Source organism: Candidatus Shikimatogenerans silvanidophilus (assembly GCF_018200315.1).
GTDB classification, from domain to species: domain Bacteria; phylum Bacteroidota; class Bacteroidia; order Flavobacteriales; family Blattabacteriaceae; genus Shikimatogenerans_A; species Shikimatogenerans_A silvanidophilus.
In genome coordinates this window covers 15,955-30,065 of record NZ_JADFUB010000001.1, presented here as the reverse complement: position 1 = coordinate 30,065, position 14,111 = coordinate 15,955, and the positions used below count along the sequence as shown (strand labels likewise).

The following is a 14,111-nucleotide window of genomic DNA, read 5'->3' as shown; positions in this document are numbered from 1 at the left end:
ATAAATAATATTTAATATTATTTAATATTATTTAATATTATTTAATATTATTTAATATTTATTTTTTTTATTTTTTATTTTATTTTTTAATAATTTTAATAATATTTAATATTTATTTAATATTATTAATTATATAAAATAAATTATATATATATGTAATGTATTATTTATTATATTTATATTATATTTATAAAATTATATTTATAAAATAATAGAATAAATTCATAATAATATAATAAATTCATTAAAATATTCATTTAAAATAAATTCATTTAAATTAATTTAAATTAATTTAATTAAAATAAAAAAAGCATTAAATATAAAAAAATATTTAATGCTTTTTTTTATTTATAATAATTTTTTTTTAATAATTATTTTATATTTTACATCATACCTCCCATTCCACCTCCACCTGGCATTTGTGGCATAGATGGTTCTTCTTTTTTTATTTCTGTTATAACGCATTCAGTAGTTAATAACATACCTGCTACTGAACCTGCATTTTCTAAAGCAACTCTTGTTACTTTTGTTGGATCTATAATTCCTTCTGATATCATACTTTTATATTGTCCTTCTTTTGCATCGTATCCAAAATCTTCTCTTGATTCTAAAATTTTTGCAGTAATAACAGAACCTTCTTCTCCTGCATTAGAAACGATTTGTCTTAAAGGTTCTTCTAATGACCTTCTTATTATTTGTATTCCAGTATCTTGATCAATATTTTCTCCTTTTAAATTATCTAAAGATTGAGCAGCTCTAACTAAAGCAACACCTCCACCAGCAACTATTCCTTCTTCTACTGCTGCTCTAGTAGCATTTAACGCATCATTTACTCTATCTTTTTTTTCTTTCATTTCTACTTCTGAAGCTGCTCCAACATATAAAACAGCTACACCTCCAGCTAATTTAGCTAAACGTTCTTGTAATTTTTCTTTATCATAATCAGAAGTAGTTGTTTCAATTTGATTTTTTATTTCGTTAATTCTATTTTTTATTTTATCTATACTTCCATAACCATCAACAATAGTAGTATTATCTTTATCAATAGTTACTCTTTCCGCTCTTCCTAACATTTCTATTTTAGCATCTTCTATTTTTTGTCCTGTTTCTTCAGAAATTAAAGTTCCACCAGTAAGAATAGCTATATCTTCTAACATATCTTTTCTTCTATCTCCGAATCCAGGAGCTTTTACAGCAGCAACTTTTAATGAACCTCTAATTTTATTAACTACTAAAGTAGCTAAAGCTTCTCCTTCTACTTCTTCTGATATAATTAATAATGGTTTTCCAGATTGTGCTACAGGTTCTAATATTGGAAGTAAATCTTTCATAGATGATATTTTTTTATCATATAATAATATATATGGATCATCAAATTCTGTTATCATTTTTTCTGTATTAGTAACAAAATAAGGTGATTGATATCCTCTATCAAATTGCATTCCTTCTACTACATCTACTGTAGTTTCCATACTTTTAGCCTCTTCTACTGTAATAACTCCTTCTTTTCCTACTTTTTCAAAAGCTTTTGCAATAAGATCTCCTATAGAAGGGTCATTATTTGCAGAAATTGATGCTACTTGTTTTATTTTTTCTTTACTTCCTCCAACTTCTTTAGATTGTTTTTTTAAATCAAAAACAACTGCTTCTACAGCTTTATCTATTCCTCTTTTTAAATCCATTGGATTAGCTCCAGCAGCAACATTTCGTAGTCCTTCTCGTACTATAGCTTGTGCTAATACAGTCGCAGTTGTTGTTCCATCTCCAGCTACATCATTTGTTTTTGATGCTACTTCTTTAACCATTTGAGCACCTAAATTTTCTATAGGATCTTCTAATTCTATTTCTTTTGCTACTGATACACCATCTTTTGTTACATGTGGTGAACCAAAAGATTTTTGTAAAACAACATTTCTTCCTCTAGGACCTAAAGTAACTTTTACAGCATTAGCTAAAGCATCAACTCCTTTTTTTAATTTATCTCTAGCGTCTAAATCAAATGTTATATTTTTTGACATATTATAAAAAAATTTAAATATTAAATAATAATTGCAATAATATCAGATTCTCTCATAATTAAATACTCTTTATTTTCCCATATTAACTCTGTTCCAGAATATTTTCCATATAAAACTTCTTGTCCAACTTTAACACACATACAATTATCTTTTTTTCCTGGACCAACAGCTATAATTTTTCCTCTTTGTGGTTTTTCTTTTGCTGTATCTGGAATAATAATTCCAGATGATGTTTTTTCTTCAGCAGGAGAAGGTTCTATTAATACCCTATCTGCTAAAGGTTTAATTTTTATTTCTGTCATATTTTATCTTTAATTATTTTAAATTATATTTTAATGTATATTTTAAATATATAGTACTAAAAATATGCCAAACATATAAAATAATTAAAAATGTCTTAATAATAAAAAAAATAATGACAGTTTGTCATAATTATTTTATATTATTAAAATGATTTATTACTAAATGTAAAATGTAATTTATATTATAAAAAATTATATATAAATTATAATTAATAATTAAAATTTTAATAAAATTTTAATTAGAATTATAATATATTTTATATAAAAAAAAATTAAAAAAAATAATAAGTATAAATAAAATTATATAAGAAATCCAAATAATTTTTTCTATTAAATTATTATTATAAAAATTAAAATCTTTATATTGTTCAAATAAATTAAAATCTTTTCTTGGATTAATTATTAAAATAGAAGTAATTATTGTAAAAGATAAAATAAAAAATAATATAAAAAATAAAAATAATAATAGTTTATACATAATATTATAATCCATATTGTTTAATTTTTCTATATAAAGTTCTTTCAGATATTCCTAATTTTTTTGCTGCTATTTTTCTTTTTCCGTTACTTTTTTTTAATGCTTTTTTTATAATTTCTAACTCATGTTTTTGTAAAACAAAATTTTCATTTTCGTTATATAAAATTTTTTTCTTATTTTCTAATAAATTATTTTTTTTAATTAAATTTTTTTTTTCTATTAAATTATTTTGTTCTATTGTTATTTTATCTTCTAATTTAATTTTATTTTCTAAATTAAAATTAATATTATCACCAAAAATATTATTTATTAATTTATAATTATTTTTTATAAAATCATTTTTATTATTATTTTGTTGTTGTATAATTTTTAAAATTAATCGTTTTAAATTATTTATATTTTCTTTAATAAATAAAATTTGATAAATTAAATCTCTTTCAATTAAATCTCTTTCATTAGTGAAATTAAAATTATTATTTTTTTTATAATTATTATTAATATCATTATTATTATTATTATTATTAATATTATTATTATTATTAATAATTAAAGATTTAATTTTTTCTGGTAAATATTCTTTTACTTTTTTCAATGAAATTTTTCTTTTTTTTTCAAAAATTGAAATTTGTTCTGAAAAATTTTTTAATTGTCTAATATTTCCTGGCCAATAATAGTTTATAATATATTCTTTTGCATCTTCTTGTAATCTTACATTAGGAATTTTATATTTTTCTGAAAAATTATTAGAAAAAAATTTAAATAAAATATATATATCTTCTTTTCTTTTTCTTAATGGAGGTATATTTATTTGAACAGTATTTAATCTATAATATAAATCTTCTCTAAATTTTTTTTTTTTTATAAAATCAATTATATCAATATTAGTTGCAGAAATAATTCTTACATCTGTTTTTTTAATTTCAGATGATCCAACTCTAATAAATTCTCCTGTTTCTAAAATACGAAGTAATTTACTTTGAGTATATATAGGAATTTCTCCTACTTCATCTAAAAAAATAGTTCCTTTATTTGCTACTTCAAAATATCCTTTTCTATAATTAAATGCACCAGTAAAAGATCCTTTTTCATGTCCAAATAATTCACTATCAATAGTACCTTCAGGAATTGATCCACAATTAATAGATATATAAGGTTTATGTTTCCTATATGAAAGAAAATGAATTATTTTAGGAAAAAATTCTTTACCTACTCCACTTTCTCCTATAATTATAACAGATATATCTGTTTTTGAAATTTGTATTGCTTTTTCTATTGATCTATTTAATAAATAATTATTACCAATAATTCTGAATTTTTTCTTTATATTTTTAATATCATTATCATATTGATTCATAAATTATATTATTTTTCCAATTAAATTAGAATAATTACCATATTTTATTAATACTTTTACTAAATCTCCATATACTATGTTTTTTACTTTTTTAAAATAAACCATGGTATTTTTGCTATTTCTTCCATAAAAATATTCATTATTTTTTTTTGATATTCCTTCAATTAAAACTTCTTGTATTGTACCAATTTGTTGTTTAATTCTAAAAAAAGAATGTTTTTTTTGTAAAAAAATAATTTCTTGTAATCTTCTTTTTTTTATTTTTTTATTAACATCATCTTTATATTTTTTACTAGCAATAGTTCCTTGTCTAGGTGAATAATAAAACATGTATCCATAATTATATTTTACATAATTCATTAAATTTAACGTATCAATGTGATCTTCTTCTGTTTCACCACAAAAACCAGAAATAATATCATGTGATATTGAACAATCTGGAATATATTGTCTTATTTTATTTATTAAATATATATATTCTTCTCTAGAATATTTTCTATTCATTTTTTTTAAAATTTTATTACTTCCTGATTGTACTGGTAAATGAATATGATTACAAATATTTTTATATTTTTTCATTATTTTTAATATTTTTTCAGAAAAATCATGAGGATTTGAAGTAGTAAATCTAATTCTAATAGGAATAGATTTAGCTATTAATTCTATTAGATTAGAAAAGTCTACAGTTTTTACTTTTTTTATATTTTTATAATTTTTTTTTAAACCTCCACCATACCAAAAATATGAATCAACATTTTGTCCTAATAATGTAATTTCTTTAAAACCTTTATTATATAAAATTTTACATTCTTCTAAAATAATTTTTGGTGATCTACTTATTTCTCTTCCTCTTGTAAAAGGAACAACGCAAAAAGTACACATATTATCACATCCTTGCATAATACTAACAAAAGAAGTAATATTATTTCCAAAAATTCTATCAGAATTAATATTATTTTGTATATCTTGTTCTAATATAATATTAGTAAAATTTCTAATATTTATATCTAATTTAGAAAATATAATATTTATAATAGATTTATAATCTTTTGGACTAATTACAATATCAAATAATTTTTTTTCTTTTAAAAAAAAATTATTTTTTATTCTTTCAGACATACAACCTAATATACAAATTATCATATTAGGATTTTTATTTTTTCTTATTAAATTTAAATATTTTAATCTATTAAATATTTTTATTTCAGCTTTTTCTCTTATAGAACAAGTATTAATAAAAAAAATATCACATTTATATATATCTTTTGTTAAGCATAATCCACTTTTTAATAAAAGAGATGCTATTGCATCACTTTCATATATATTCATTTGACATCCATAAGTTTCTATATAAAAATAATTTTTTTTAAAAAAAACATTATTAATATTATTCATGTATTTTATTTTAAATAAACGTATTAAAATAAAAATAAAAAAAAATATCTATTAAATAAAATAGGGCCATTTATTTTCACATTATTTAAAATTTGATACCTTTGCTACATTTCTGTTCTGGAGGATTTTCAATTTAAATAATTGAAAATTGGCCCTATTTATTTTATTAATTATTAAAAATTTTAATAATTAAGTATAATTATTAATAATTTTTAACTTTTTAAAACTTTTAACTTTTATTATGTTATTATATAATATATAAAAAATATAATTATAAAATATATGTTATATAAATATAATAATATAATATAAATAAAAAATATAAAATTAAAAAATATAAAATATAAATATTATAAAAAAATAATTTAATAATAATTAAATATTAAAAATAAATTTTAATAAAAAATATAATAAATAATTAAATATAATAATTAAAAAATTACTATTTTATATATAATAAAAATATAATAAATAAAAATAAATGAAAGAAACTTTAACAAAAGTAGATAAAATTATTTATAAATGTAAGGAAATTTTTTATAAAAAAATGAAAATATATAATTTATCTTGGTTAGTTTTAAATAAAAAATCTTTAATTGATAAAATTTTTATTAAAATAAAACGTGTTAGAAAAATACAATATGGTAATAAAAAAATAAATGAAAATATTATTGAAACTTTTATTAGCATAATTAATTATTCATTAATGTTTTTAATAAAAAATGATTGTAATAATATTTCTAAAGAAAATATATTAATAGAATATGATAATCAATTATCATATGCAAAGAAATTAATGATTAAAAAAAATCATGATTATGATGAATCTTGGAAAGATATAGAATTATCTTCAATAATTGATATTATTTTTCAAAAAATAATTCGTATAAAATCATTAGAAAAAAATGATATTAAAGATAATTATAATTATATGGAAAATTATTTAGATATAATTAATTATTCATTTTTTTCTATTATAAAAATAGAAAATATATTATAAAAATATAAAATATAAAAAAATAAATTTTATTATGAAAAAAATTATTATAGGAAATTGGAAAATGAATAAAAATTTATATGAAACAAAAGATTTTTTATTATCTTTTTTAAAAAAAAAAATAAATAATAATATTAAAATTTGTTTAGCTATTCCTTTTCCATTTTTAGAAAAATCTGTAAATCTTTGTAAAGATAGTTTAATAGAAATTATTGCACAAAATATGCATCATTGTGATAAAGGTAATTTTACAGGAGAAGTTTCTGTAGAAATGATAAAATCTATAGGAATAAAAACAGTTATAATTGGACATAGTGAAAGAAGAAATTTTTTTTATGAAGATAATAATATTATTTATAAAAAAATTAAAAAAGCTATTAAAAATAATATAAAAATTATTCTTTGTATTGGTGAAAATTTAAAAGAAAGAAATAAAAATAAATATCTTAATAAAATTTATAATCAATTAAAATATATAAATATTATAGATAAATCATTTATAAAAAATAATAACTTTATTATTGCATATGAACCTATATGGTCTATAGGTACAGGAAAAATAGCTAATATAGAACAAATAAAAGAAATTTTTGTTTATATAAAAGAAATTATATCATCAAAATTTAATGATGAAAAAATTATAAAAAATATACCAATTTTATATGGAGGTAGTATTAATAGTAAATCATCAATTTTATTAAATTATTCTTTAAAAGAAAACACAGATGGATGTTTAATTGGAAAATCTTCTTTAGAAATAGAAGAATTTTTAAAAATTATAAAATTATATTCATAATAAAAAATAATAAAAATTATATATATAATATAAATAATAAATAAAATTTAATTATAATTATAAATAATAAAAAAATAATAAAAATAATAAAAATAATAAAATAAAATAATAATTCATAATAAAATAAATATTAATTTATTATTATTAATTATATTATAAAAAAAATAAAAATATATTATTATAAAAAAAATAAAAATATATTTTTTATTATTATTTTACAATATTTATTTTTTATATTTAAAATAAAACATTTACATTACGTTTAAACTATATTTTTATAAAATTTTAGTCTTTATTTAGATAAAATAAAATTTTTTCTCTATATTTTGCTTTTAAAATTTTTTTTCTTTTTACAACAGAAGGTTTAATATATTGTTTTCTATCTATTAATTCTTTTAACATTCTAGTTTTTTCTATTTTTTTCTTATATTTTTTTAATGCTTTTTCTATAGATTCTCCTTCTTTTACATTTGTTATTAATCTCATAAATTTTTATTTAAAATTGTTATAATAATATTAAATATAAATAATATAAATAATAATAAATTATTTATTTATTTTTATGAAAAAAATTATTATTTATTTATTATATATGAGATATATATTTAATTATTTATTATTTATTATTATTTATTATTATTTATTAATAATAAAATAAATTATGTTATATAATATAATAATATAATTATTATATATTATATTATTTATTATTATATGATTTATTTTATTATATTATTAATTTAAATATTATGTTAATTAATATTATTTAATTATTAATTATTAATATTATTTATTAATTAATATTATTTAATTATTAATAATTATTATATATATAAAAAAAAATTATATAAATATATAAAAAAAAATAAAAATATCATTTTAATGATAAAAAATAATTTTAATAATTTTATAGAACCTCTTAAATGGAGGTATTCAGTTAAAAAATTTGATAGTAAAAAAAAAATTACAGAAAAATGTTTAAATAATATTTTAGAAGTTATAAATTTAAGTCCTTCTTCATATGGATTACAACCTTATAAAATTATTATTATTAATAATAATAAAATAAAAAAAGAATTATCTTATTTTTCATATAATAATAATAATCAAATTATTTCTTCTTCTCATTTAATTATTTTTTCTATTTATAATAAAAAAAAATTAAATATAGAAAATTTTGTTGAAAAAAATTTAAAATTAATAAAAGAACAAAGAAATTTTACAGAAAAAAATTATGAAAAATATAAAAAATCAATAGTAAATTTTTTAAATTCATTAACAAAAGAAGAATTTGAATCTTGGGAATCAGAACAAACATATTTATCTTTAGGAATATTAATTTATTATTGTTCTATTTTAAAAATTGATACATGTACTATAGGAGGTTTTAAAAAAGATAAATTTGATGAAATTTTAAATTTTAAAAAATTAGGATTAAAATCAAATATTATTTTATCTATTGGATATAGATCCGTAAAAGATAATTATCAATTTTTAAAAAAAATTAGAAAACCTATTTCAGATATTATAATAAAAAATTAAATTTACAATAACATTAAAAATTAAAAACATTAAATATGAAAAAAATAAATAAAAAAAAAATAAATAATTATTTTTTTTTTTTTAATTATTATATATTTAATATGGAAATTTTGCATTTTTATAGATAACTATTTTAATGAAGATATTAATAAAACTTTTAAAAAAAAAAATAAAAAATATTCTATTGATATAGAAGCAGAAACTATTGATTTTGAAGAAATTGTGGAAAAAAAGAATGATATTAATAAATATTGATTTAAAGTAATTTAATTTTATATATTATTAATGATTAATGAAAAATTTTAAAAATTATAAATCTGGATTTATTTCTATAATAGGTAACCCTAATGCAGGTAAATCTACTTTAATAAATTCATTAGTAAAAAAAAAAATATCTATTGTTACAAATAAAGCACAAACTACTAGAAAAAAAATTATTGGAATTATAAATAAAAATAACTATCAATTAATTTTTGAAGATACTCCTGGAATTATTAAAGTAAAATATTTATTACATAAAATAATGTATTCTTATATAAAAGAATCAATTTACAGTTCTGATTTAATTTTATATGTTGTTTCTATAGAAAAAAAATATTATTTTTATGATTTTAATATTATTAATATCTTAAAAAAGAAAAAAATTCCTTTATTAATTTTAATAAATAAAATTGATAAAATAAAGAATGAAAAACAATTAGAAAATATAATTTTTTTTTATCATAAAATATTTCCTGAAAATGAAATTTTACCAATTTCTTCTTTGAAAAATATAAATATTGATTTAATTATTTATAAAATATTAAAAATAATTAAATTTAAAAATTATTTACAATATGATGATAAAAATTTAATAACTAATCAATCATTATATTTTATATGTAGTGAATTAATTAGAGAAAAAATTTTTTTTATATATAAAAAAGAAATTCCATATTCAACAGAAGTAACTATAGAAAAAATAGAAAAAAAAGATAAAAAAATTTTTATATATAGTTTAATATATATTGAAAGAAAATCACAAAAAAAAATTTTAATTAGTTATAAAGGTAAAAATATTAAAAAATTAATTAATTTTTCAAAAATTGATATACAAAAAAATATTTTTAATAATAATTTTAAAGTAAAATTAAAAATTAATATAAAAATAATTAAAGATTGGAAATTAAACATTAATATATTAAAATATTTTAAATATTTAAATTAAAATTAATTAATAAAATATTTTAATTAATAATTAATTAAATAAATAATATAAATAAAAATAATAATAATAATATATTTATAATAATTTATAATAATTTAATATATATATATAATATATTATATATAATTAATATATTATATATAATATATTTTATATTTATTATTATAATTTATTATTATATATATTTATAATTATATATATTTATATTTATTATATTTATTATATTTATTATATTTATTCAATTTTATTATATTTATTCAATTATTTCTATTAAAAAAAATTTTTTTTTTCCATATTTAATAATAATATATTTTTTATATAAAAAATTTTTTTTTATTAAAAAAATATTTTTTTTTATTTTTTTATAATTATTAATAGTTAAACTATTTTCTTTAATTTTTCTTAAAATATCTTTTTTAGAAAAAAAATTATTTAAAATATCTATAATAAATTTATAATATTTTATTTTTTTTTTTTTTATTTTAATAGTATTAATAATTTTTGATAACGTTATAAAATGTTTTTTATCTAATTCTTTAAAATTTTTTTTTTTATTTAATAAAATTTTATTATAATAAATAATTTTTTCAGTAATTTTTTTTCCATGAATCCATTTAGTAAAAAAATAAGCTATTTTTTTTTGTAAAAATCTATTTTTTGGATTTTTTTTATGTTTATTTATAAAATAAATAATTTCTTTTTTTTTTATAGGTAAAAATTTTATAAAATTTTCAGAATCATAATCTGTAAAATTTATAAAATAATTATAAAAATCATGTGGAGAAGTTAAATTTTTATCTATCCAAATATTTTCTTTTTCACTTTTACCTAATTTTATTCCTTTTTTATTAGTTAAAATAGGAAATGTCATTCCATATACTTTTTTACATTCTAATTTTTTTATAATTTCTATACCAGTTGTTATATTTCCCCATTGATCTGAACCTCCTATTTGGAGGATACATTTTTTTTTTTTATACAAAAAAAGAAAATCATATGCTTGTATTAATTGATAACTAAATTCTGTAAAAGAAATTCCTGTTTTAATTCTATTTTTTATTGAATCTTTTGAAAAAAGATAATTTATTGTTATATTTTTTCCTATTTTTTTTAAAAAATTTATTAAATAAATATTTTTTATCCAATCATAATTATTTAAAATTTCTACTTCATTTTTCGTTAAATTAATTAATTGATTTTTTAAACTAATAATATTTTTTTTTAAAATTTCTTTTTTTAAAAAAATTCTTTCTTTTTTTTTTCCTGAAGGATCTCCAATAATTCCTGTTGCTCCACCAATTAAAATAATTGGTTTATTACCAATTTTTTTTAAAATTAATAGTACTAAAATTGGTATTAAATTACCTATATGTAAAGAATGATAAGAAGGATCAAATCCTGTATAAAAAAATATTTTATTATTGTTTAATTTTTCTTCTATTCCAGGAGTAATATTATGTATTATACCTCTCCAATTAAGTTCTTGTATAATATTCATTATAATTTTTTTTTATAATTTTATAAAATTTTTTTTCAATATATATTTTATCATTTAATAATTGATTTATTAAATCTTTTGATGATAAAAATATTATTTCATCTCTTATAAAAAAAATTAATTCTATAAAAATAAAATTTTTATATAAAGATTTATTAAAATTAAAAATATTAATATATAATTTTATTTTTTTTTGTTTTTCATTTAATAAATATTTTACAATATTTAACATTCCATAATATTTTTTATTATATATATAACATAAAACAAAATATAATCCATTTTTTGGTAATATTTTTTTTTCATTTATATAAATTGTTTTAGTAGGTAAAATATTTTTATTATAAATAATATTATTTTCGTTTATAACTAATCCAGAAATAATATATGGAAAAGTTAATTCTTTATTAATAACATTAATTGATTTTTTTTTAATTTTTTTTTTTAAATTAGTAGAACTAATAATTTTATTATTTATTTTAAATGGAAATATTTTTTTTAAATTAAAATTTAATTTTTTAGATATTTTTTTAATAATAGTAAAATTTCCTTTTTTATTTTTTCCTATTACTTGATCATATCCAATAATTAAATTTTTCATTTTTAATTTATTAATTAAAATATTTTTTATAAAATTATATGGAGAAAGATTAGCTAATTTTTTATTAAAAGGTAAAATAATTAAATTTAAATTTTTAATTTTAATTTTATTAAATAACCATATTCTTTCAATAATTGTAGTTAAATATTTTTTATTATTATCTTTTTTTAATATTTCATCTGGATGAGGATTAAATAAAATAATAATAGGTAAATTATTTTTATTAGAATATTTTTTTACATAATAAATAATTTTTTTATGTCCATAATGTAATCCATCAAAAATACCTATTGAAACAGTTGAATTTAATAAATATGTATTACTTATAAAAGAATCAATTGAAAAATAAACATACATAAATTAAAAAATAAACATTTATTTTAAATTTTATTTATTATTTTTAATAATAAAAATTAATAATGAATAAAAAAAAAGGTAAAATTTTACAAATTATTGGTCCTGTTGTTGATGTATATTTTGATAATATTTATTATTTACCAAAAATTTATCATGCCTTAGAAACATATTCTATAAATGGTGAAAAGAATATTTTAGAAGTGCAACAACAAATTGGAAATAATACAGTTCGTTGTATTTCTATGAACAATACTGAAGGATTAAAAAAAAATCAAGAAGTATTTTCAACAGAATCTTATATACAAATTCCAGTAGGAGAAGATGTAGTAGGTAGAATTTTAAATGTAGTAGGTGATAGTATAGATGGTATATCACCTATAATAAAAAATAAGACTTTATCTATTCATAGAGAACCACCAAAATTAAAAAATTTATCAACATCTATAGAGATTTTATATACTGGTATAAAAGTAATTGATTTAATAGAACCTTATATTAAAGGAGGAAAAATAGGTCTTTTTGGTGGAGCTGGAGTTGGAAAAACAGTATTAATACAAGAATTAATTAATAATATAGCAAAAAATTATGATGGATATTCAGTTTTTGCAGGTGTTGGAGAAAGAACAAGAGAAGGAAACGATTTATTAAGAGAAATGGTAGATTCTGGAATTATATGTTATGGAGAAGAATTTATGGAATTAAGAAAAAAAAAAAAATGGGATATATCAAAAATTGATAAAAACAGTTTAAAAAAATCTAAAGCTACATTTATTTTTGGTCAAATGAATGAATCTCCTGGTGCAAGAGCTAGAGTTGCTTTATCAGGATTAACTATAGCAGAATATTTTAGAGATAATTTTAATAAAGAAAAAAATAAAAAAAAAGATATATTATTTTTTATAGATAATATTTTTAGATTTACACAAGCTGGTTCAGAACTTTCTACATTATTAGGAAGAATGCCTTCTGAAGTAGGATATCAACCTACTTTATCTTCTGAAATGGGTAAAATGCAAGAAAGAATTTCTTCTACAAATAATGGTTCAATTACTTCTATACAAGCTGTATATGTTCCTGCTGATGATATTTCTGATCCAGCTCCTTCTACAGTATTTTCTCATTTAGATTCTACAACAGTATTATCAAGAAATATTGCTTCTTTAGGAATATATCCTTCTGTTGATCCTTTAGAATCTACATCTATAGCATTATCTCCAAAAATAATAGGAAAAGAACATTATAATTGTGCTCAAAATGTTAAAAAAATTTTACAAAAATATAAAGAATTACAAGATATAATTTCTATACTAGGAATAGAAGAATTAAGTGAAGAAGATAAATTAATTGTTCATAGAGCTAGATGTATACAACGTTTTTTATCTCAACCTTTTTTTGTTGCAGAACAATTTACAGGTATAAAAGGAAAATTTGTTAATATAAAAGATACTATAAAAGGTTTTAATATGATAATAAATGGTGAATTAGATAATTATTCAGAAATATCTTTTAATTTAAAAGGATCAATAGAAGACGTTATTAATGATAAAAAATAAATAATATAAAAAA

General features: G+C 16.1%; 13 protein-coding genes and 1 other RNA gene. 5 read left to right on the top strand and 9 right to left on the bottom strand.

All coding sequences use genetic code 11. The annotated features are described in order from the left end of the window. Window positions 1–383: 383 nt before the first annotated feature. The 6 genes from groL to ffs form a co-directional block, all read right to left on the bottom strand. Complete coding sequence (gene groL, locus KHQ18_RS00185; RefSeq protein WP_212113137.1) at window positions 384–2,018, bottom strand: chaperonin GroEL; 1,635 nt, start codon at window positions 2,016–2,018, stop codon at window positions 384–386. Window positions 2,019–2,038: 20 nt separating this feature from the next. Beyond that, entirely contained in the window at window positions 2,039–2,320 is a 282-nt protein-coding gene (locus tag KHQ18_RS00180) for a co-chaperone GroES (RefSeq protein WP_212113136.1), read from the bottom strand. 235 nt (window positions 2,321–2,555) lie between these two features. Next, complete coding sequence (locus KHQ18_RS00175) at window positions 2,556–2,798, bottom strand: hypothetical protein (protein ID WP_212113135.1); 243 nt, start codon at window positions 2,796–2,798, stop codon at window positions 2,556–2,558. A 4-nt stretch (window positions 2,799–2,802) separates the two neighbouring features. Next, window positions 2,803–4,152, bottom strand: a complete 1,350-nt coding sequence (locus KHQ18_RS00170; protein WP_212113134.1) for a sigma 54-interacting transcriptional regulator — start codon at window positions 4,150–4,152, stop codon at window positions 2,803–2,805. Between the two features lie 3 nt (window positions 4,153–4,155). Further along, on the bottom strand, window positions 4,156–5,547 hold the full coding sequence (gene miaB / locus KHQ18_RS00165) for a tRNA (N6-isopentenyl adenosine(37)-C2)-methylthiotransferase MiaB (RefSeq protein WP_212113133.1): 1,392 nt from the start codon (window positions 5,545–5,547) through the stop codon (window positions 4,156–4,158). A 58-nt stretch (window positions 5,548–5,605) separates the two neighbouring features. Next, window positions 5,606–5,704, bottom strand: an RNA gene (gene ffs, locus KHQ18_RS00160) — signal recognition particle sRNA small type. A gap of 324 nt (window positions 5,705–6,028) precedes the next feature. On the opposite strand from ffs, the gene KHQ18_RS00155 reads away from it, so the two are divergent. Together KHQ18_RS00155 and tpiA are read left to right on the top strand one after the other, a co-directional pair. Continuing rightward, the gene (locus KHQ18_RS00155) at window positions 6,029–6,547 is read left to right on the top strand and encodes a nucleotide modification associated domain-containing protein (protein ID WP_212113132.1); all 519 of its coding nucleotides are present in this window, start codon (window positions 6,029–6,031) and stop codon (window positions 6,545–6,547) included. 31 nt (window positions 6,548–6,578) lie between these two features. Continuing rightward, window positions 6,579–7,340 carry a triose-phosphate isomerase gene (gene tpiA, locus KHQ18_RS00150; protein WP_212113131.1) on the top strand — a complete coding sequence of 254 codons (762 nt, stop codon included), beginning with the start codon at window positions 6,579–6,581 and terminating at the stop codon, window positions 7,338–7,340. A gap of 285 nt (window positions 7,341–7,625) precedes the next feature. On the opposite strand, the gene rpsU is transcribed toward tpiA, so the two are convergent. Next, window positions 7,626–7,826 (bottom strand): 30S ribosomal protein S21, encoded by a 201-nt coding sequence (gene rpsU / locus KHQ18_RS00145; protein ID WP_212113130.1) that lies wholly within the window; start codon window positions 7,824–7,826, stop codon window positions 7,626–7,628. Between the two features lie 396 nt (window positions 7,827–8,222). Here rpsU and KHQ18_RS00140 point away from each other — a divergent pair, with 396 nt between their 5' ends. Together KHQ18_RS00140 and era are read left to right on the top strand one after the other, a co-directional pair. Then, window positions 8,223–8,882, top strand: coding sequence for a nitroreductase family protein (locus KHQ18_RS00140; RefSeq protein WP_212113129.1), 660 nt, complete (start codon window positions 8,223–8,225; stop codon window positions 8,880–8,882). Between the two features lie 292 nt (window positions 8,883–9,174). After that, window positions 9,175–10,089, top strand: coding sequence for a GTPase Era (era, locus tag KHQ18_RS00135; protein ID WP_212113128.1), 915 nt, complete (start codon window positions 9,175–9,177; stop codon window positions 10,087–10,089). Window positions 10,090–10,342: 253 nt separating this feature from the next. Here era and tyrS read toward each other — a convergent pair whose 3' ends face one another. Both tyrS and KHQ18_RS00125 read right to left on the bottom strand, forming a co-directional pair. Further along, window positions 10,343–11,587: a tyrosine--tRNA ligase gene (tyrS, locus tag KHQ18_RS00130; protein ID WP_213016781.1), complete on the bottom strand. Its 1,245-nt coding sequence runs from the start codon at window positions 11,585–11,587 to the stop codon at window positions 10,343–10,345. Beyond that, window positions 11,565–12,545 carry a riboflavin kinase gene (locus KHQ18_RS00125; RefSeq protein WP_212113127.1) on the bottom strand — a complete coding sequence of 327 codons (981 nt, stop codon included), beginning with the start codon at window positions 12,543–12,545 and terminating at the stop codon, window positions 11,565–11,567. The genes tyrS and KHQ18_RS00125 overlap by 23 nt, the downstream gene beginning before the upstream one ends. A 62-nt stretch (window positions 12,546–12,607) precedes the next feature. Here KHQ18_RS00125 and atpD point away from each other — a divergent pair, with 62 nt between their 5' ends. After that, window positions 12,608–14,098: a F0F1 ATP synthase subunit beta gene (gene atpD / locus KHQ18_RS00120; RefSeq protein ID WP_212113126.1), complete on the top strand. Its 1,491-nt coding sequence runs from the start codon at window positions 12,608–12,610 to the stop codon at window positions 14,096–14,098. The last annotated feature ends 13 nt before the right edge of the window (window positions 14,099–14,111 follow it).